At 65.3% G+C, this 20,319-nt stretch carries 17 protein-coding genes; 7 read left to right on the plus strand and 10 right to left on the minus strand.

What is annotated here, in order from left to right; genetic code table 11:
• Window positions 1-16: 16 nt before the first annotated feature.
• From IEY49_RS06200 to IEY49_RS06210, 3 genes are all read right to left on the minus strand, one after another.
• Entirely contained in the window at window positions 17-1,240 is a 1,224-nt protein-coding gene (locus tag IEY49_RS06200) for a serine hydrolase (protein ID WP_229780666.1), read from the minus strand.
• Window positions 1,191-2,036 (minus strand): DegV family protein, encoded by an 846-nt coding sequence (locus tag IEY49_RS06205; RefSeq protein WP_189005579.1) that lies wholly within the window; start codon window positions 2,034-2,036, stop codon window positions 1,191-1,193. Before IEY49_RS06205 ends, IEY49_RS06200 begins: the two co-directional genes overlap by 50 nt.
• Window positions 2,037-2,129: 93 nt before the next feature.
• The gene (locus tag IEY49_RS06210; RefSeq protein WP_189005580.1) at window positions 2,130-5,297 is read right to left on the minus strand and encodes a heterodisulfide reductase-related iron-sulfur binding cluster; all 3,168 of its coding nucleotides are present in this window, start codon (window positions 5,295-5,297) and stop codon (window positions 2,130-2,132) included.
• Window positions 5,298-5,610: 313 nt separating this feature from the next.
• Here IEY49_RS06210 and IEY49_RS06215 point away from each other — a divergent pair, with 313 nt between their 5' ends.
• Genes IEY49_RS06215 through IEY49_RS06230 form a run of 4 tightly spaced genes read left to right on the plus strand, consistent with a single transcriptional unit; the run spans window position 5,611 to window position 9,724 of the window.
• The gene (locus IEY49_RS06215; protein WP_189005581.1) at window positions 5,611-6,633 is read left to right on the plus strand and encodes an ATP-binding protein; all 1,023 of its coding nucleotides are present in this window, start codon (window positions 5,611-5,613) and stop codon (window positions 6,631-6,633) included.
• 3 nt (window positions 6,634-6,636) lie between these two features.
• Complete coding sequence (locus IEY49_RS06220; RefSeq protein WP_189005582.1) at window positions 6,637-7,761, plus strand: vWA domain-containing protein; 1,125 nt, start codon at window positions 6,637-6,639, stop codon at window positions 7,759-7,761.
• 59 nt (window positions 7,762-7,820) lie between these two features.
• Window positions 7,821-9,224 carry a hypothetical protein gene (locus tag IEY49_RS06225; RefSeq protein WP_189005583.1) on the plus strand — a complete coding sequence of 468 codons (1,404 nt, stop codon included), beginning with the start codon at window positions 7,821-7,823 and terminating at the stop codon, window positions 9,222-9,224.
• A gap of 38 nt (window positions 9,225-9,262) precedes the next feature.
• Window positions 9,263-9,724, plus strand: coding sequence for an NUDIX hydrolase (locus tag IEY49_RS06230; RefSeq protein WP_229780667.1), 462 nt, complete (start codon window positions 9,263-9,265; stop codon window positions 9,722-9,724).
• A gap of 108 nt (window positions 9,725-9,832) precedes the next feature.
• Here IEY49_RS06230 and IEY49_RS06235 read toward each other — a convergent pair whose 3' ends face one another.
• Window positions 9,833-12,067 carry an ATP-dependent helicase gene (locus tag IEY49_RS06235; protein ID WP_189005584.1) on the minus strand — a complete coding sequence of 745 codons (2,235 nt, stop codon included), beginning with the start codon at window positions 12,065-12,067 and terminating at the stop codon, window positions 9,833-9,835.
• Between the two features lie 109 nt (window positions 12,068-12,176).
• Here IEY49_RS06235 and IEY49_RS06240 point away from each other — a divergent pair, with 109 nt between their 5' ends.
• A complete protein-coding gene (locus IEY49_RS06240) occupies window positions 12,177-12,485 on the plus strand; it encodes a hypothetical protein (protein WP_189005585.1) in 309 nt (102 codons plus the stop codon).
• Window positions 12,486-12,613: 128 nt separating this feature from the next.
• Here the strand turns inward: IEY49_RS06240 and IEY49_RS06245 are convergent, their stop codons facing one another.
• Both IEY49_RS06245 and map read right to left on the minus strand, forming a co-directional pair.
• On the minus strand, window positions 12,614-13,396 hold the full coding sequence (locus tag IEY49_RS06245) for an alpha/beta fold hydrolase (RefSeq protein ID WP_189005586.1): 783 nt from the start codon (window positions 13,394-13,396) through the stop codon (window positions 12,614-12,616).
• Between the two features lie 320 nt (window positions 13,397-13,716).
• Complete coding sequence (gene map, locus IEY49_RS06250; protein ID WP_189005587.1) at window positions 13,717-14,478, minus strand: type I methionyl aminopeptidase; 762 nt, start codon at window positions 14,476-14,478, stop codon at window positions 13,717-13,719.
• A gap of 51 nt (window positions 14,479-14,529) precedes the next feature.
• Here map and IEY49_RS06255 point away from each other — a divergent pair, with 51 nt between their 5' ends.
• Together IEY49_RS06255 and IEY49_RS06260 are read left to right on the plus strand one after the other, a co-directional pair.
• On the plus strand, window positions 14,530-15,381 hold the full coding sequence (locus IEY49_RS06255; protein WP_189005588.1) for a M55 family metallopeptidase: 852 nt from the start codon (window positions 14,530-14,532) through the stop codon (window positions 15,379-15,381).
• A 151-nt stretch (window positions 15,382-15,532) separates the two neighbouring features.
• Window positions 15,533-15,847 carry a hypothetical protein gene (locus IEY49_RS06260; protein ID WP_229780668.1) on the plus strand — a complete coding sequence of 105 codons (315 nt, stop codon included), beginning with the start codon at window positions 15,533-15,535 and terminating at the stop codon, window positions 15,845-15,847.
• A 174-nt stretch (window positions 15,848-16,021) separates the two neighbouring features.
• On the opposite strand, the gene IEY49_RS06265 is transcribed toward IEY49_RS06260, so the two are convergent.
• The 4 genes from IEY49_RS06265 to IEY49_RS06280 all read right to left on the minus strand — a co-directional run bounded on the left by IEY49_RS06265 (window position 16,022) and on the right by IEY49_RS06280 (window position 20,277).
• A complete protein-coding gene (locus IEY49_RS06265) occupies window positions 16,022-17,830 on the minus strand; it encodes an alpha/beta hydrolase (RefSeq protein ID WP_189005589.1) in 1,809 nt (602 codons plus the stop codon).
• Window positions 17,831-18,022: 192 nt separating this feature from the next.
• Window positions 18,023-18,433 (minus strand): DUF4259 domain-containing protein, encoded by a 411-nt coding sequence (locus IEY49_RS06270; protein WP_189005591.1) that lies wholly within the window; start codon window positions 18,431-18,433, stop codon window positions 18,023-18,025.
• Window positions 18,430-19,656: a flavodoxin-dependent (E)-4-hydroxy-3-methylbut-2-enyl-diphosphate synthase gene (gene ispG / locus IEY49_RS06275; protein ID WP_189005593.1), complete on the minus strand. Its 1,227-nt coding sequence runs from the start codon at window positions 19,654-19,656 to the stop codon at window positions 18,430-18,432. The genes IEY49_RS06270 and ispG overlap by 4 nt, the downstream gene beginning before the upstream one ends.
• A gap of 33 nt (window positions 19,657-19,689) precedes the next feature.
• Window positions 19,690-20,277 carry a TetR/AcrR family transcriptional regulator gene (locus tag IEY49_RS06280; protein WP_229780669.1) on the minus strand — a complete coding sequence of 196 codons (588 nt, stop codon included), beginning with the start codon at window positions 20,275-20,277 and terminating at the stop codon, window positions 19,690-19,692.
• Window positions 20,278-20,319 lie beyond the last annotated feature (42 nt).

Genomic DNA, 20,319 nt, shown 5'->3' on the forward strand with positions numbered 1-20,319 from the left:
CGACTGGAGTCCGCCTTCAGTGCTTCGGCTTCCTGCTCTTTGTGGGTTTCTGGGGACCGAGCACAGCGTCCACCCCTTCGTTGATCCACGCGAAAGCGCGCCGGGTCAGCGGCAGGGTGTAGGTCTGATCGGCGCCGTGCTGCATGAAGGCATACACCACGTGACGCCCGTCTTTGGTCTGGAAATAGCCGCTGTAGGTCAGCAGGCGCCAGCCGTTGCCTCCCTTCCCGCCAAAGTTGACGACATTCCCGGCATGCTGCGCCCGGAGCGCGGACCGGCCGTAACCGCTGGACATCACCTCGTGCTGCCATTTCCGGGCGCGCGGGGACAGGCCGGGTTTGAGAAACTCGTATGCGATCAGGGTGCCCAGCTCGTAGGGTGTGCTGAGGTTGTGCACGCGCAAGTCATCGTCCAGTTTGTGACGCTGTTCAAAGTAGGTATCGAGCTTGCGCTGAAGGTAGTCGGAGCGGTAGGCCTGGGCGTCTTTGTCGATCAGCGCGGCCAGGTTCAGGCGGTCCTTGCCTCTGGCGGCGGCCCAGCGGGTCGTGCTGTTGAAGGTCTGGGACAAACCGACCTGTGCCACCCACCAGTCGCGGGTGGGAAGAATCAGGCGCGTGTGACACAGGCCCAGGTCGTCAGCCACGGCCTGCACCCGTTCGAGACCGACCCGCCGGTGAAGAATGTCGGTCGCGGTGTTGTCGCTGTAGCGGATCATGCGCAAGGACAGGTCGCGCACGTTGGTGCCGTCGTACGGATAGCCGCCCAGGCTCTGGTTCTGATGCGTCACGTCGAAGCGCTCGGTCGGAGAGACGCGCCCGGCGTCGAATTCACGCAGCAGGGCCCAGAGGACCGCCTGCTTGTAGGTGCTGGCCAGCGGAAAGACGCTGTCGGGGTTGGTGCCCACCGCCCGGACCGGCGTCAGCGTCACTGGGTCCACCTGAGCGACCCAGAGGCCGAGGCGGCCGCTGAGGTGATGCGGAGGAGGTGGCGCTTTAGCGACGGCGGGGGCGCCTTCCAGGCAGCCGTCGGCGCGGCGGCGGGGAGGGATCTGGGTGACTTCCGGAGTCTCCGGGACGGTCCGGCGTTCCAGCACCACCGGCGCGCGTGCGGTGCCCGGCTCAGGCTTGCGGCAGGCCCCCACCGTGACAGACAGGCCCAGCAGGGCCAGGGTCAGAGCAACGGTCTTCACTTCAGGCGGTAACAGGTTCCAGAACGGCGCCGACCGTACCGGGGCCAGCATGTGTGCCGACCACCGCGCCGATGTTGTGGTTGCCCATGTCCTCGAAAGAAACGCCGCTCAGTCCCGCCCGGACCTCGTCCACGTAGGCTTCACCGCCGACCGTAGACATCAGCGCCACACGCGCGCCGCCGTGGGTCTCCACATACTTGCGTACGTAGTCCACGATGTCCTGAATGGCCTTTTTGTGGCCCCGCGCCCGGCCGCCAGATTCGACCCGGCCCCCACGAACGACCAGGACCGGCTTGATGTTCAGCATCCCGCCCAGCAGAGCAGCGGCGCCTCCAATCCGGCCGTTGAGCTTCAGGAATTCCAGGGTCCCCACCGTGAAGCGGATGTCTGCCTGAGTGCCGACTCGCTCTAAGGTCTGCACGATCTCCGGTACGCTCCGACCCTGACGGGCGAGCTCCGCCGCCCGCAGCGCCCGCAGACCCAGACCCATGCTGACCGAACCGCTGTCCACCACCGTGACGCGGTCTGCGAACTCCTGCGCGGCCAGACGCGCACTGCCCACGGTGCCCGAGAGCTGACCGCTGATATGAACACTCAGCACCTGGTCGGCGGATTCCAGTGCCTGGCGGTAAACCTCAGCGAACTCAGCCGGACTGGGCTGGCTGGTGCTGGGGGTCTTCTTGCCGGCCCGGAGGCCGTCAAACAACTCCTGCGGAGTCAGGTCGATGCCGTCTTTGTGCATCTTGCCGTCGAAGAGCACATACAGCGGCACGCTGACGATTCCGTGGTGGCCCAGCAACTCGGGGCTAAGGTCACTGGTGGAGTCGGTGACGATGGCGATGGTCATATTCCTGATACTACCGTGGGCACAGCCCCCAGGACCCTCCGCAAACGGGGCCGCGGGGTCTCCCAGCAGACCCCGCGGCCCGTCACGACCGGATCAGCTTTTCTTGGGCTGCCACTTCTTGCGGCCACTGGTGCCCGGTTCATCCGGCTGACCCGTGGGCTCTGCAGCAGACAGTCTGTCAACTACCACTGCCGGCACCGCGGCTCCGGCATCTGCGGGGTTGACCGGCGCTGCTGACTGCTCAGAGGCGGACCGCGCTTTGGGAGCCCACCTGGGCCGCGCGGGAGGCATGCCGGACGGCTCGGTGGTGGACGTGGGAGACGCAGATGGCGCGGCGCCCACCTCAGCCTCTACGGCACCCGTCTCTGGCAAAGCAGAGGGGGCCTGCACCTGAGGCGCTGTGGCGCTTCTGGGAGCCCACTTGCGCCGCTCGCCGGAGACAGGAGGCGCCACATCAGCTGGAGCGGCATCCGGCGCGCTGATATGAGGATCTGGGCCAGGCCCTACTGCCGCCGCACCGGCCTCAGCCGGAGCTTCGCCCTGTGACCCCTTGGGCTTCCAGGCCTTGCGCCCCGAAGTCGCCTCAGCCGGCGCTGCGAGTGCGGGTGAAACCGGGGCTGGCGCCACTTCCGCAGCCTGCACTGGTGCGGGTGCGCCCTCACCGGCAGTTCTGGGTTTCCAGGTCTTTCGTGCTGTGGGCTCAGGGGCCGCGTCCGAGGCCGCAACTGGCGCAGGGGGGGCAGGACTGACGTCATCGCTGGCTTTTGGCTTCCAGGACTTGCGGGCGGGTGCGCCTTCGCTGGCCCCCTCAGCGGGCTGGGCAGCGGCCGTCCCGGCTGGCTCACGCTGAGCCGGAGCCGAGCTGACGTCATCTGCTCCTCTGGGTTTCCAGCTTTTCCGTGCGGGAGCGTCGCCCTGACTGGTCAGCGGACTGGGCGCGGCGGCCTGGGGCTCCGGCTGGGTATGCGCGTTGTTCAGGGGGCTGCCCGGCTGGGCGTTCTCGGTCTCGGCACTGGTGGTGCCCAGCACGCCCTGCGGAGCGTCGGCCGCAGGAGTCTCGTGGGTCCGCTCCATGGGCGTCTGCGTATTGGGAACTGCCACGTCGTCAGCTCCCGGAGCAGCGGTGGGAGCAACCCACTCGCCGGTGGCCCGCTGAACGCTTTCGAGCATCAGCTCCGCCACGTCCTTGACCACGATGTCGTCACGCTTGGCCTTCTCGGGCGTGGAATTCATCATGGACTTGCAGAAAGGACAGCCCACGGCAACCACCTTGCCGGTCTGTTCGTACTCGGCGCTGGCTTCGGCTGCACGGTCGAGGCGGGTCTGCAGCTCCCGGAAGCGGTTGTCGCTGACCCGCTCGCGGCCCTCTTCCTCCTCCTTCCAGAACTGCGCGCCGCCGGCCCCACAGCAAAAGGAGCTCTCGCGCTCACGTTCCAGGCTCAGCACCTCGCCGGCCATTTTGGTGATCAGGGTGCGCGGCGCGTCATACACGCCGTTGTGCCGGCCCAGGTAGCAGGGGTCGTGGTAGGTGACGTTCTGATCGAGTTCGGCCAGCGGCAGCCTGCCCAGCGTGACGAGCTGCTCGAGGTACTCGGTGTGGTGAACGGTACGGTAATCTCCGCCGATCTGGCGGTACTCGTTGCCGATGGCGTTCATGCAATGCGGGCAGGTGGTCACGATCAGCTTCGGGGCAATCTGATTCAGGGTCTCAACGTTCTCCTGCGCCAGCTGCTGATACAGGAATTCGTTGCCGGCGCGACGGGCACTGTCACCCGTGCAGGCTTCCTTCTTGCCCAGCACCGCGTAGTTCACGCCGGCCTTGTCAAGCAACTGCACGAAAGCGCGGGCGACTTTCTGGGCCCCGGGATCGTAGCTCGCGGCACAACCCACCCAGTAAATGACGTCCGGCTCGGGATTCTCGTCGATGGTGGGGACCTTCAAACCCTCTGCCCACTCCAGGCGCTTGTCCCGAGAGATGCCCCACGGGTTGCTGGCGCGTTCCATACCGCGGAAGGCCGTCTGCAGCTGGGCTGGGAACTCGCCGGCCACCATCACCTGATGACGCCGGATGTCGATGATGTCGAGCATCTGCTCGTCCTGCACCGGGCACACCTGCATGCAGGCCCCGCAGGTGGTGCAGGCCCACACCGACTCCTCGTTGATGGCGTATTCGAGCAGCGGGTGAGCCGTGGACGCTCCGGTCTCGAAGGCCGCTGGCTTCAGCGTGAAGGGGCTGGGATGCGCGGCAATGACGTTAAGTTCCATCCGCTTGTTGATTTCCAGGGCGGCCGGGCTCAGGGCTTTCCCGGTGGCGCTGCCTGGACACACGTCCTGGCAGCGGTTGCACTGAATACAGGCGTAGGCATCGAGCAGGCGGGGCCATTCCAGGTCTTCGAGCTTTTCTACGCCCAGCTTTGGCTCCTCCTGTTCCATGGCCTCTTCCAAGCCCTTCATGGGCGGCAGGGTACCCGTGTTCACCGGACGCTTAAGAGCGTAGTTGACCGGCGCCATGAAGATGTGAATGTGCTTGCTGTACGGAAAGTACGACAGGAAGGCCAGAATGCTGCCCAGGGCGCCCCAGAAGCCGAAGATGCGCCAGCCAGTAATGGCCTGCTCACTGAGGCCCCCGAACAGCAGCCCACCCAGGGCGCTGGAAAAAGGCTGGAAGGTGTCGTACTGACCGCCGTGCAGCCGGGCTTCCTCCACCATCTTGGCGGCGTTGCCTATCAGGCGGCTGCCCACGTGGAAGGCGATGAATCCCGAGACGATCAGGCTGTCGCGGCGGATATAGCGCTGCTTGACCAGCGGATGCAGCAGGCTTTTTTCGTTGAACTGGAAATCGCGGCGGCTCTTGCCCCACAGGCGGCGGGCGACGAGGCTCACGACCCCGACAAGCACCGCAATGCTCAGGAGGTCCGCCAGGAAATTGTAGGCAGCGCCCAGCGGGTTGTCCGAGGTGATACTGAAGGGGAAATACCCTTCCAGTGCGTCCACGACATTAACCAGCAGGTAATACGTGAAGCCGTAGAAGATGAACGAGTGCAGGACGCTGACCCAGCGGCGCTTACGGAAGGTGCGCTCCTGGGTCAGACTGGTCACGAGGGCGTAGCCGATACGGGAAGCCAGATTGTCCACCCGCGTCTCGCTGGACGGTGCGCCGCGGCGGATACGCAGGTACATGCGGTAAAAGCCCCAGACGCCCAGCCCACCGGCGATCAGTGCAAACACGAAAAACAGAATTTTATGCTCAAGCGGCAGCAAGTCGGTCTCCTCGGGTGGATGATGTCCGGAATTTTATACTGAGTCAAAGTATAACCGGGTCAGCGTATCTCCAGGGTACATGGCCACACGGTCCGGACGGTCCCCGCCGGCGTCAGGTGTCCCGCGACTCGGGAACATGAAGACTTGGCGCCGAGAAAAGGTATTGGGCTTGATCCTGCCCCTCGTCAACGTTTTCGCATTTCTGCGCAGGCGGACGGATCAATGCCTTCCGGAGAAAGTAGTTTCGTCGGTGCTGCGGCTCCCGGAAGCTGCTGGCCCGCATACGCAGACACAAATGCTCTAGCCTGCCACTATGAGTCTCACGCCCACCGAACTGCAGTCCTACCTCAGCGCCCTGATCAGTGGGGAGCTGAAGCTCTCCACGATGATCTGGGGGCCACCAGGGGTGGGCAAAAGCAGTGTGGTGGCACAGGTGGCGACCCGGCATGGCCTGGAATTCGTGGACGTGCGACTGTCGCAGCTGGCTCCGACGGACCTGCGGGGCCTGCCGGTCCCGGAAGCAGACGGGCAGGGCAGCGGCGTGAGCAAGTGGTACCCGCCGGAATTCCTGCCACGCGCCGGACGCGGCGTCCTGTTTCTGGACGAGGTCAATATGGCGCCGCCCACCATGCAGGGCATGGCCCAGCAGCTGATTCTGGACCGCCGGGTCGGCAGCTACGAGCTTCCCGAGGGCTGGTTCGTGTGGGCGGCCGGCAACCGCAAGGAGGACCGTGCCAGCGTCTTCGACATGCCCGCGCCGCTGGCCAACCGCTTTCTGCATCTGAGTGTCCGGGCCGACTTCGATGCCTGGCGCGCCTATGCCCTGGGCCGCGGCCTGCACGAGCACGTCATTGCATTCCTGACCTTCCGGCCCGAACTGTTGCACCGGCTGGACCCGTCCCAGCCGGCCTGGCCCAGTCCTCGGGCATGGGAAATGGCCGCCCAGCTGCACCGCGCCGGACTGGACGCCTCGCCGGCCATCGGTGACGCGGCGGGCGCCGAATTCGGTGCCTTTGTCCGGCTGTATGAGCAGTTGCCCGACCTGGGCCACGTGCTGCAGGGCAAGGGCAGCGGCCTGCGCCTGCCCGATGAACCCAGCGTCCGCTACGCCGCCGTAGTGGGTCTGGCGGCGCGGGCCGCCACCGCAGACGAGGCGTTCTCGGCCTTCACCTGGCTGGCCGATAGTGCCGGTCCGGAATGGCTGCAACTGTACGTGGCCACGCTGGTCAGCAAATTTCAGTCCATCGGACAGCTCGCGGACCTCGCGGATCTGGTAGGCCGCGACCCACGGCTGGCCGATCTGGTGCAGCAGACGCTGACCCTCACGGAGGGTTGACCGTTGACCCCCGGCCCCTCCACGCCTGATTTCCAACGCCTGATTTCAGGGTCACGGCTGCGCCTGCGGGGACGCTCGGCCTTTTTTGCCACCCTGCTGCTGCACGCCGAATTTGTGCCCTCAAAGGAGGTGGCGGCGGCTGGAACGGACGGAGAAAGGGTCTATGTCAACCCCGAGGTGGCGGCCACCCTGGCACCTGAGGTGCTTGACAGCCTGCTTCTGCACGAGGTCCTGCATGCGGCGCTGTCGCACGTCGAGCGGCGCGGCCCACGCGAGAAAAAGCGCTGGAACCGCGCAGCGGACCTGATCGTCAACGGGATGGTTTCGGCCGCCGGCCTGCCCACGCCACCCCAGTTTCAGCGAGATGAGCATCTGGAAAAGCTCAGCGTGGAGGAGGTCTATACCTCCATGGAAGGCGAAGCGCAGGGAGAAGGCGAGGCGGACGGCGACGATCTGCTGGACGGCCCACCCGGGGACGCCCCTCCCCGTAGTGGTCGCCCCGGCAGCCCGGCGAGGCAGTGGCAGCAGGCCATGGCCCAGGCCCGCAGCGTGGACGCCATGAGCGGCGAGCACGGTCATGATCCGCTGGGCATGCACCGCGAGTTGATGCGCCTGGCGCCTGCCCGGCTGGACTGGCGTGCGCAGCTGTGGCGCTTCCTGGCGCGCACGCCGGTGGACTTCGGAGGCTTTGACCGGCGTTTCGTGGGCCGCGGGCTGTACCTTGAAGCCCTGGACGACGAGACCCTCACGGCCCTGGTGGCGGTGGACACCTCCGGCAGCGTAGACGACGAAGCTGTCCGCGCTCTGGTCGCCGAAGTGCAGGGCGTGCTGGGCGCCTACCCGCACGTCAGGGCCACCCTTTACTACGCCGACACCCAGACTTATGGCCCCTTTGAGCTGCGGGACGGAGATCCCGTGCCGGATCCACAGGGCGGCGGCGGCACCGATTTCCGGCCCATTTTCGGGCTGCTTGACGCCCACGAGCCGGATGTGCTGATCTACCTGACCGACGGCTACGGTGATTTCCCGGAGACGGCGCCACGCGTGCCTACCCTGTGGGTGGTGCCTCCCGGAGGCCTGGAAGACGAAGGTTTTCCGTTTGGAGACGTACTCAGACTCGAAGAGTAGCCCGCTTTTCGCGACGAAGTTCCCCGCCCCTGTGCCCAGCATCTGCCATCATCTGGTCCATGACGTTTTCCGATCTGGACCCGCGCACGCTGACGATCCTGAGCGTGGAGGAGGCACTGGCCGCCGCCGCCATGCCACGGGCCACCGCGGAAACGCTCTCGGGCCTCAGCGCACATCCTGATTCGCGCGTGCGTGCGCTGGTTGCCCGGCACCCCAACACGCCGGTTGAGGTCCTGGGTATGCTGGCTGCCGACTACCCGGCTGAAGTGCTGGGCAATCCCGGGCTGCCATTGATACGGCTGGCGCGCCCCGGGTTGCTGAGCAGCTTTCCGGCCGAGGGGATGCTGGCGCTGCTGGGACTGCCGGATCTTCCGGCCTGGGTGCTGGACAGCGCCATGCGCCACGAGGACTACACCGTGCGTACGACCCTGGCAGGCCACCCGACCCTGAGCGAGGAGCGGATTACGGCATTGGCCCAGGACGCCGGGTGGCAGGTCCGCGAGGCGGTGGCCCGGCGACCTGAACTGGCGGCCCCCCTGGTGCAACAGTTGGCAGCTGACGACGACTACGACGTGCGCAAGGCCGTCGCCTTACGCCCTGATCTTCCGGGGGACGCGATCCGTGAACTGGCGCGCGACCTGCATGGTCTGGTGCGCTCCAGCGTGGCCCGGCGGCTGGACCTGCCGCTGGACTGCATGCTGACGCTGGCGGCCGACGACGATGCAGATGTCCTGGCCACCCTGGCCCGGCGCGTTGATCTGCCCCGCAACGTGCGTCACTGGCTGGCCACCCACGAGAGTGACGTCGTGCGGGCCGCCGCGCTGCAGGCCTGGAGTGTGCCCGCCGAATGGCTGGGCAGAGCCGAGCACGACGCCGACCCGGAAGTGCGCGCCGCTCTCGCCCGCCGGCCCGATACCAGCCCCGAGCTGCTTGAGCGGCTGGCCGTCGACGAGTCGGAAACGGTGCGCCGCGCCCTGCTGGAGCGCCATGACCTGCCGGACGCCGCCGTACTGGCGCTGGCCCGCTCGCCCGAACAGGACATCCGGCTGCATGTGGCCAGTGCCGAAGGGCTGTCGGCCGAGGTGCTGGACGTGCTGCTCACCGACCGTGATCCGGCCATCCGCACCCTGCTGGCGGTCCGACCTGATCTGACGGCAGGGCAGCTTTCACGCCTGGCTGAAGACGAGAGCGCTGACGTGCGCCGGGCCGCAGGCTACGCGGCGCACCTGAGCCCGGCAACCCTCTTTCGGCTGGCGGCGGATGCCAATGCCGGGGTCCGGCGCGCCGCCGCCCGGCATCCGACGCTGCCCGCGGAGGCTCTGCCCGCCCTTGCCGCAGATCCGGACGACGGTGTGCGGCTGGCAGTGGCGGGCCGAGCGGACCTTCCCCCCTCCCTGCGCGGCCAGCTCGCCGCGGACCCGGACCCGAGTGTGAGGACGGAGCTGGAGCTACAGGCCGATTGACGGATGCGCCGAACAGCTCAGGCTGAAACACTGCGCCGGTGAATGACATCCGCATGATGGTCGGCAGCACGAGATTCAGTCTGAGGGCCGTCATTCTGTGCGTGCGCGACGGGCACCTGCTGGTGCACCGTACTGCTGGGGACAATTTCTGGTTCCTGCCCGGGGGCGCGGCCGGCTCCAACGAAGACACGGCTGCCGCCGCCGCCCGGGAATGGACCGAGGAAACCGGGGTGAGCGCCGGGCCGCTGCGTCTGGTAGGTGTGGTGGAGAACTTTTTCGGCCCCAATGAAGCCCGCGAGCATGAGGTCGGCTTCTACTACCGCATGGACGCCCCACCCCAGCTTCCGGAAGCGTCCTTTGCCCTGACCGACAATCCTCGCGTCCGCGCCGAATGGCTCCCGCTGGACAAGATTCACATCCGGCCTGTGTACCCCAGGGCAGCCTGCGCCCTGCTGGCCCTGCCGCCGGGCGAGGTCAGGCATCTGGTTCACCGGGAATAGGGCAAATGCCCTCTGCTCAGTCGGGTCTGGAAAGTTCAACAGGGTTAGGCTGCCCTCCTGTACTGCGGGGCCGTGGCATACGCCTCACTCATGATGGAACGCCGGCCCTCAGGCGGGCGTGAGGTTGGCAAACTTTACGATCAGTTTCTTGGTCCCGGCCGCACCGAAATGCACCGTGACCTCCTGCTTCTCCCCGGTTCCCGCCACCGCCAGCACCTGGCCCTCACCGAACTTGGGATGCCGGACCTTTTCACCGCCCCGGTAAGCCATGCCGGCTGTCATGGGGCTGGTATTTTTGACGGCGCTCGGGGTCGTGGGGACGGTGGGGCGATACTGCTTCCAGCTGGTGGCACGGTACTCGGTGACCTGTCCGTAGGGGTCGATGGTCTCGAAGCCCCCCTCGATTTCCTCCAGAAAGCGGCTGTCCTCGGCAGCGTTGGTCTTGCCGTACTGCATGCGGTTCTGCGCGGCGGTCAGAAAGAGCCTCTCCATGGCGCGCGTAATGCCCACATAGAACAGGCGTCGCTCCTCCTCGATTCCGCCGGCCTCAACCAGGGCCCCCTTGCTGGGAAGCAGCCCTTCTTCGGTGCCCACGATAAAGACCACCGGAAATTCCAGGCCCTTGGCATTGTGGAGGGTCATCAGGGTCACAGCGTCTTCCGGTACGTCCTTGTTTTCCTTGCGAGTACGCATGTCGTCCACGCTGGACAGCAGCGCGGCGTCGTCCAGGAAGTCGGCGATGGTTCCCTCGTTGGTCTGGGACCATTCCTCTGCGGCGTTGACCAGTTCCTCCAGGTTCTCCATGCGGACCTGACCTTCCTGGCCTTCCTGGCGCAGCAGGTCCAGGTACCCGCTGTTCTCGATCACGTAACGCAGAAAGGCGGCCGGCTCGTAGTTGTCGGCGGCGTCGGCCATGGCCTGCATCAGCTCGGCAAAATCCACCGGCTTCTGCGCGCCCCGGTCCAGGATATTGCGCTCGGCAGCGTTGGCGCAGGCCGTCAGCAGGCTGGTCTCGTTCAGCCGGGCCCATTCCATCAGTTTTTCCAGGGCCGTGTCGCCGATCCCGCGTTTGGGCCGGCCGATGATGCGGCGCAAAGCCACGTCGTCGGCGGGGTTAATGGCCAGCCGGGCATAGGCCAGGATGTCGCGGATCTCGCGCCGGTCGTAAAAGCCCACGCCGCCGACGATCTTGGCTGGGATCTGCACGCGGCGCAGCGACTCTTCGATCACACGCGACTGTGCGTTGGTCCGGTACAGGATGGCCATATCCGCGAATTTGCGGCCTTCACCGCGCATACGCGTCAGCCACTCGGCCACAAACTCACCTTCGCCGCGGTGGTCCATGGCGCGGTGAAACATGACCGGGTGACCTTCCTCCCTGACCGGCTTGAGGGTCTTGTCGAGGCGCTCGGTGTTGTTCTCGATGAGCCTGTTGGCCAGATTCAGCACCCGGGCGCTGGAACGGTAGTTGTGCTCCAGCATGTACACCTTGGCATCGGGGTAATCCTTCTGAAAGTCCAGGATGTTCTGGATATCCGCCCCCCGGAACTTGTAGATGCTCTGGTCCGGGTCCCCCACCACCAGCAGGTTGCGGTCGCGCGAGGCCAACAGACGGGTCAGTTCGTACTGCGCCTTGTTGGTGTCCTGGTACTCGTCGACGTGGATAAAGCGCGCCCGGTTCTGTACCGCGTTCAGGACCGCCGGGACCTCGTGGAACAGCCGGACAGTCTCGGTAATCAGGTCACCGAAGTCGATCGCGTTCTGGCTGCGCTTGCGGGCCTCGTAGCGCCGGTAAGCCTCGGCGGCGGCGTCACGTGGCAGGCCGCTGATATACGGCTCACCGCTACGCCCCAGGTTTTCGGGGGTGATCAGGTTGCTCTTGGCCCGGTCGATGATGCCGCGCAGCACGCGTGGGCTGGTCTCCGGGCCGATCCCGGGAATGCTGCCCATGACTTCCTTGAGAATGTCACTCTGATCGTCGTCGTCGTAGATGACAAAGCCGCGCTTGAGTCCGATGTGCTCCCCGTAGGCGCGCAGGATCCGTACGCCTGCGGAGTGGAACGTGCTCATCCACAGCCGGTCGGCGCCCTCCACCAGATGCTGGGCGCGTTCGCGCATCTCGGCCGCCGCCTTGTTGGTGAAGGTCACGGCCAGAATCTCGCCGGGGTCGACCCCGTAGTGCCCAATCAGGTGGGCAATGCGGTACACGAGCGTCCGCGTCTTGCCACTGCCGGCACCCGCGATGACCAGGGCGGGGCCGGTGAAATGGTCAGCGGCCTGCGCCTGGGTGTCATTGAGCGCTTTCAGGAGGTCAGAGGGGGGAAGGTCCGGGCCGGAATTCACTTTGGGATTCTATCAGGAACGGTTCTGTTGCGGGCGTAATGGCTTGGGCTGACGACCGGCTGACCCTGAGATCAACGTGCGCTGACGCGCGGGGATAATCCTCGGGTGCATGAGCGCGGCCCCCAATCTTGCCTCCTTGAACCAGCCTCTGTTGCTGGCGCAGGCCATTCACGCCTTTGTCCCAGCGCTGCCAGCTGCACGACGGCGGCACGCCGAAGCGAGCCTTCTGGGGCTGGACCGTTATCTCGGCGGCGCGGCACCCCTGCTCGCCTATACCCGTCTGACGGGGGAAGCCTGGGCGCGGACCCTGCCTGAGGCGCAACCGGCTGAAGCGCGGGCCCTGCTCGGCGAATTCCGGACCTTCCTGCGCGACGGCGGCTGGTTGGACGCTGCCAGACCAGTTAACCAGTTTGACTGAGGGACTTCTGCGTCTTTGCCTTGAAAGCGTGGCCATGCCTCCGTTACCCGGCAATAATCATGTTCATGCATTTCAAAGCGCGAAGCTTACCCCACCGCCTGCCCGTCCATTGAAGCCGGCACCTCCGCTCAGCGGGTGACCTTCAGGATCAGTTCTGCCGTTTGTTCAGGCATATCCCAGTGTGGAAAGTGCCCACTGTGCTCAAACCAGTGCAGGCTGGCACCCGGAAACGCCCTGAGTGCCCGCTGCGCCTGCCGGGGCAGGCACACCCGGTCGTGCCTGCCCCAGCCGATGACCAGAGGCGCTGTGAGTTGCCCCGGTGCGACCCCCTGCTGGGGTGGACCCTCAACCAAGTCACGCAACACCTCGTCGACGGAAGGCGAGGTCGCAAACGACCGCATCTCGGTGAGGCTGAGCTGCGCACCAAGCGTCCAGGGATGTGAGGAGAACTGCGCAAACAGCACGCTACGCCACACGGCACTCCCCGTCAGCGCGGGCATGACGGGTTGCAGCAGACGGATCAGGTCCACCGAAACCTTCACGCTTTGATAGAAGAACACCTTCTCCCAACCTCGCCAGAAACCACCCGGATCCAGCGAAACGACCGCTCCCAGCACCCCCCGCCGGGCGAGTTCAAGAACCAGCCGCGCTCCCATCGAACTGCCCACGGCATCGACGCCAATCAGGTTCTCCTGGTGCAGAAAGTCCGTGACCGCGTCAGCGAGACGCTGGAATGTGGCCTTCCCTGGCAACGGTGGCGTGTGTCCAAAGCCCGGCAGATCCAACGCGATGACTTCGCGCTGGGCACTTAGTACATCAAGCACAGGCTCCCACGAGCGCCAGCTGCTCCCCAGGCCGTGAATCAGCAGAAGAGGCTTTCCCTGGCCCCGCCGGACAACGTTGAAATGCATTCCGCACAATAGGCGGAAGCGGGCCGACGACGAGTTTCAGGTACCGACGATGGGCTATGGATGAAGACGGCCAGAAGAGTGGGCCGGTAGGACATCAGGACTGTTCTGAGCGGGCAAAGAAGATCTCGGTTCTGTCCAGGCGCATACGGAACCCGGCCTGATCCAAAGAGCCTACCGGAAACACGTCAGAGACGGCCCGTATGGCGGAAATCCAAAGAAGTCCACGGCCAGCAGACAGTGCCCATACCTCGGTCGCACCCAAAGGCTGAAAGACTGCGCACCAGCCCCTTCGGCAGTTGCCGAACGCCATCACGGTTCACTTACAGCGTGAGGACTTCGTGGCCCTTGGGCGTAATCACAATAGTGTGTTCGAACTGAGCGCTGGGGTTGCGGTCGGCGGTCACCACGGTCCAGCCGTCTGCGAGCAACTTCGTTTCCGGGGTGCCCAGGTTGATCATGGGCTCAACAGTGAAGACCATTCCAGGCTGCAGCTTCAGGCCGGTATGGCGCGCGCCCCAGTGGTAGATGGTGGGTTCCTCGTGCAGCCGCTTGCCGATGCCGTGACCGGTGTACTCACGCACAACGCCGAAGCCGCGACTCTCGGCCAGGGACTGGATGGCGTGGCCGATGTTTCCAGTGCGCCCACCGGGCTTACACTCGGCCAGACCGGCGTCGAGGCACTGCCGGGTCGTCTCCACGAGTTGCGCGACTTCCGGCCGGACCTTGCCGACCGTGTAGGTGGTGCAGGCGTCGCCGTAGACACCATTCATCAGCACGCCGATGTCCACGCCGATAATGTCGCCTTCCTTGAGTTCCTGCGCTCCGGGAATGCCATGGCAGATCACCTCGTTGAGGCTGGCGCAGATGGTGGCCGGGAAGGGATTGCTCCTGGGACCGTAGCCCAGGTATGCCGGCACGGCGCCGGCTTTGCGGATGTGCTCCTCGGCAATCCGGTCGAGTTCACCCAGGGTCACGCCGGGCTTCACATACGGTTCCAGAATTCTGAAGGTCTCCGCCACCAGCGCCCCCGCACGGCGCATCAGCTCAATTTCACGGGCAGATTTCAGGGCGACTCGGCTCATAACAGGTCACGCTAGCACGCAGGTATGCGGCGCAGCAGGTAGGCTGGGCGGATGAAAGTCGTCATCAGCGTGGACATGGAAGGGGTATGCGGGGTTTCGAGCTGGGTGCAGGTCAGCCCGCCTGAATTCGGCGGGCTGGTCAACAGCGCGGAATATCAAGTGGCCCGCGAGCGCATGACCCGCGAGGCCGCGGCCGCCGCTCTGGGCGCCCTGGCCGCAGGAGCCACCGACGTGCTGGTCAACGACAGCCACGACGGCATGCGCAATCTGCTTCCCGACCTCCTGCCTGATGAGGTGAGGTACACCACCGGCAGCGACAAGCCGCTGAGCATGGTGCAGGGGGTGCAGGAGCCGGACGTGGGTGCCCTGCTGTTCGTGGGCTACCACGCCCGGGCCGGGACCATGCACGGACCCCTGGCCCATACCTGGAACGGCTTTGTGCGAACGGTACGCATCAATGGCACCGAGACCGGCGAGTATGGCCTCAATGCCCTGCTGGCCGGACATTACGGGGTGCCGGTGATTTTCGCGTCCGGCGACGATATCGCCATGCGCGAGATCACGGCAGAGCTGGGGCCTCAGGTCGTTACGGTTTCGGTCAAGGAGGGGCTAAGTTCCTTCTCGGCCATTCATCTGCACCCGCGTGAGGCGCAGCGCCGTATCCGTGACGGCGCCGAACTGGCCGTCCGGTCGGCCGGAGAGGCGCAGCCGTACACCACCCACTGGCCGGCCGTGTGCGAACTTGGATTCGATCACCAGGCCCGCGCTGACCAGTGCGAACGCGTTCCCGGAGTCACGCGGACGTCGGCGGTCTCGGTAGGCTGGGAAAGCCCGAATGCCTGGCACCTGTTCCAGACCTTCCGCATGCTGGCCCAGGTGGGCGACGTGCGGCTCAACAGCTGAAATTCTCACCGCGTTCCCGTACATTGCACGCCGTGAAACGTGGCTTCCTGGTTCTCATCGCTCTGACTTCCGGCGGCGCCCAGGCAGCGGTTGCCTGAACCCCCCCAATGCCACCACGAAAGGCTATGGCATTCACGCTGGCGTTGCTGTCTTGCCCATACCGTTGGTGGGTACCGTGGGTATAGAAGGCAGTGCCGAACGGGCCTGGAACAGCGGGGCCCCAGGTCGGTTCGCAGCCGGCCTGACCCTGCGTGATCCCAACCTGCCGTTGACGAGGGTCGACGCGTTGGGCACACTCGGCGCAGAATACCGGGCAGCCACGGCGGCGCAGCCAGGCACACTCGCCGCGTTCGCTGAAGCTGGCCTGCGAGGTCGCCTGATCGAACCTGCAGGCTGGAGGGCGTGTGTCCGGGCGAATACAGCGGGAACCGTGGGAGCAGGCGTGGGCCTCGAGTTGCGGTTCTGATTGGGCTGAATTTGCCGGAGCGACAGCCGCGGCAAATTCCGCTATGCCAGAAATACTGTTCCGGTCATGCCAAGATTGAGATCCTTGTCCTCAGCTTCTTGATCCAATTGGACGACACCATCACAAGAGCACCCCTTCCTGAAGAACCAGGAAGGGGTGTCCTGCTGTGTGGAGTTATTTCTTGAAGAAGCGGTTCAGGGCATCGAGGTCCAGCGGACTGCTGATGCCATGCAGGGCGGCACTCTGCTGAGCAATGGTCTGGCGGTTGCGCGCCAGGGCCTTCAGGGCGCGGGGATCTTTCACAGCCTGTGCGCGCATCGACTGCGTGCTGAGGCTGCCGGAGGTGAACTTCTCGCCCACGGGATAGACCTGCGCCTCAAACGGCAGAGGCTTGGCCGCGCAGGAGGTCAGCTCAGCTGCCGGCAGCTCTCCGGTCAGGAAGTAGCGGGTGACAGGCAGGTCCACGCAGTCCGTGTCGTACGGGAACGCCGCATGCTGCGGCTCGTCGTCGATCATGATCATGCGGGCATTCGGGGTGGCTTTCAGGGCTGCCAGCGCGCCTTCTTTCGGGGTGGCCGGGTCGTACTCGTTTTGCAGCATCAGGACGGGCGGCATCTGTGCCGGCACCTCGGGCTTCTTCACGGTGGGTCCGCCCTTCCAGTACAGGCAGGGAATTGATACGAACGAACCGCCGATCAGGGGCGATTCCACAGCGTTGCGCTCGTCCGCGCCTCGCCAGTAGCCCAGGTCCTGATTCCAGGCGGTGTCGTTACAGATCACGGCCGTGTTGGTGGCACTGCCCTCAGTGAGCACCACAGGCACAGGCGTCTGCGTGACGAGGCTGTCGCGGTAGTACAGCAGTTCGGCAGCCATCGAGCGGGCCACATTATTGAGCTTCTGATTGGGGAAATAAGTGGCCTGGGCAGCCTGAGCTAGCCACGCTTCCGTGCCGGCATTGGGGCTGGCCTTGATCAGGCCGTCGACCACGCTGGCCACCTTGAGCACCACGCCGATGGACGGGTAGGCGTCGCGGTTGTACAGCATGCTGGCGGTCGCGCCGCCGACAACGCTCTTGATGGGCTCGCCAAGACCAGCGTACTTCTGGTACACCTCCTCGGGTGTTTCTCCCAGGCCGAACATCCCGCCAAGACGCGTCAGGTAAGGCACCACGACCTCGCGGAAATCACGCTGGAAGGTCATCGGGTCGGCTTCAAACGCGGCCTGCATGGTGGCGTGGAACGGCATGTTGGCATCCAGCAGCATGCGTCCGGTCGTCTCAGGGAAGCGCTTGGCGTACCAGGATCCCAGCCAGGTGCCGTAGGAATAGCCGATGTAGTTCAGCTTCTGGTCACCCATCAGATGCCGGGCCAGGTCCAGGTCGCGCACGGTGGCGTCGGTGTTGATAAACGGAGTCAGCGGATTTTTCTGGCAGGCACTGGCCACCAGCTGCCCAGTTCGGATCATGGCCGAAATGTTTTTTTCACTGCGGTCACTGGCCGGCGAATGAACAACCGGGGCCAGTTCGTTGCTGCCGCAGTACAGGCGGGAGCTGGCGCCCACACCACGGGGAGAAAAGCCCACCAGATCGAACTGTTCGGTCATTTCCTTCAGGTTGGCACCCACCGGGGTGTTCGCGTCGGCCTTCCCCCAGGCGAAGCCGTACCACGGCGCAAAACCCAGCCCGTCGCCGCCGGGACCTCCAGGATTGAAGAAGATGGCGCCCTGGCGCTGCTCGGGGTTGGCTGCCTTGAGGCGGATCAGCGAGACGCTGGCCTTGCCGGCAGCGGGAGCCTCCCAGTTCATGGGGACCTGCATATCAGCGCAGACCAGACGTTCTCCCAGCGTGGTGAACAGCTCGGACTCGTCTTTACCCAGAATGGAGGGGTCACAGGCGTGCCAGTTCAGTTTCTGGTCCTGAAACGTGCGGTCTTCAGGAGCCTTGGTTTCAAAGAGACCACAACTGGCCAGGGTGAGGGGAAGCATGAGCAGAAGGGTGGCTGGACTTGTGATTTTCTTCATAAAATTTCCAGCCCCACCATAACCATGCATCTGGAGGCTGCATGCCACATTTGTGGCACGGCGGTGCGGGCCCCGAGTTCGACATGCCCCACAGGAACTGGCGCGGTGCTTGAGCCCCTCGCCAGCACCGTTATTTTTGCGGCGGTTACGGTCGGGTCAGCCCAGTTGGAGGCGCAATCGCTGCACCTCGGCACGCCAGGTGTCCGCGTCGGCGCTGTCTTCCCACTGTTCAGGCAGTTCACTGTCTGGCCCCAGGGTCCGGTCCAGGGCCTCGCGGGCCAGATCACGCCACTGGGCCATCTGGACGGCGCGGGCAGCGGTGTGGTCCTGCACCCAGGCCCGCAGCCCGGCATCGGTCAGGGAGGCGGTGTCACCGCCCAGCACGGCGGCCAGAATCTGGGCCGCAGCCAGGACCCGGTGACCTTCCTCGGCCGCCAGAAAGTCGGTGTCGGGGTCCAGGGCCACCTCAAAAGCTTCCGCCAGAGCCAGGGGGCCGTCCTGCTGCACTTCCTGTGCGAAAGCGGCGCCCACCTCGTTTTCAAACGGACCGGTTCCCCAGACGTTCATGGGTGTACTTCGTGACGGCCATAGCGCCTTTCGACGTAGGTTTCCAGCAGTTCCTGAAAGTCCTCCGCGATTCGTGGGCCGCGCAGGGTGGTCAGCAGTCTGCCGTCCTGGTACACCGGAGCACGCGGATCTTCTCCGGTCCCGGGCAAGGAAATCCCGATATTGGCGTGCTTGCTCTCTCCTGGCCCGTTCACGATGCAGCCCATGACGGCCACCTGCATCTCCTCCACTCCGGGGTAACGGCCCTTCCAGTCGGGCATGGTGTCACGGATGTAATCCTGGATTTTCTGGGCCAGTTCCTGAAAGAACGAGCTGGTGGTCCGCCCGCAGCCGGGGCAGCTGGTGACCTGCGGCAGGAACTGCCGCAGCCCCAGGCTCTGCAGGATCTGCTGCGCGACCTCGACTTCCAGCTTGCGGCTGGCCCCAGGCTCAGGGGTCAGGCTGACGCGGATGGTGTCCCCGATGCCTTCCGTGAGCAGCGGCGCCAGCGCGACACTGGTCGCCACCATGCCTTTCATGCCCATGCCGGCCTCGGTGAGGCCAAGGTGCAGCGGATAGTCACACCGGGCAGCCAGCTGCCGGTACACCTGCCACAGTTCCGGCGCGCTGCTCACCTTGACGGAAATCAGAATCCGGTCGTGTGCCAGCCCCAGGCTCTCGGCGTACTGGGCAGACTCCAGGGCCGAGACGACCATGGCGTCGATCATGACGTCCGTACCGGTTTTCGGGCTGCCCTGGGCAGTGTTCTCGTCCATCAGCCGGGCCAGGACCTGCTGATCCAGGCTGCCCCAGTTGACCCCGATCCGCACGGGTTTATCGAATTCTTTGGCCACCTCGATCATGGTGGCGAAGTTGGCGTCGTGGTGCTGCCCCGCGCCGACATTGCCGGGGTTGATACGGTACTTGGCCAGCAGCTGGGCTGTTTCGGGATACTCGCGCAGCAGGATGTGCCCGTTGTAGTGGAAATCCCCCACGATGGGAACGTTCAGTCCGACTTCGTCGAGGCGCGCCACGATCTCGGGGATGGCCGCTGCGGCTTCGCGGGTGTTGACCGTGACGCGCACGATCTCCGAGCCCGCCCGGGCGAGCTGCGCTACCTGAATGGCCGTGGCCTCAGCGTTGGCGGTGTCGGTGTTGGTCATGGACTGCACCACGATGGGATGGGCCGATCCAACGGGAATTCCTCCCACTTCCACAGTGACGGTCTGGCGGCGGGTGATCATGCCCTGAAGTGTACGCGCGGCAGGCCGGGACGGTCAGGAAGACGGATCACCGGAGCCGCCTGCGGTCTCCATGTGATTGAGAAGTGCGGTCAGACCCACGTCGAGTCCCCCGCGCGGACCACTGGCTCCGTATAAGCCCTGGCGATCAAGCATGGCGGCGCCGTGCAGAAAGGTCCAGAACGCCACCGCCTGGTCGGTGTCGTCGGGGTCACCGCTCAGGTCACCGACCAGCTTCAGGAGCGTGTTCCACAACGCTTTGGCCGCACTCTGGCCCTGCGCCGATGTCTGGGCAGAATCGTCGCCGAACAGCATCAGGGCGTAGGCGTGCGGATGGTTACGGGCGTAGTTCAGGTACGTGGACGCCGCAGCCCACAGGGCGTCGCGAGGTCCCTTGCCCTGAGTGGCCCTGGCGATACCGTCCTGAAGCTCAAGCACACCACGTTCGGCCAGAGCACGAACCAGTGCTTCACGGTTTTCGAAATGACGGTACAGGCTGGCCGGACGCACGCCGAGCGCCGCGGCCAGAGCACGCATGTTCAGAGCGTCCTGACCGCCCTCCTGGAGCAGGATCCAGGCAGCGTCAATGATGGAGGAGGCAGAAAGTCGGGCTGGAAACGGCACAGTGAACACTGTACGCCTTGACAGTTACCCGGCCCAAGGTGT

This window comes from Deinococcus malanensis, from assembly GCF_014647655.1.
Lineage (GTDB): Bacteria > Deinococcota > Deinococci > Deinococcales > Deinococcaceae > Deinococcus > Deinococcus malanensis.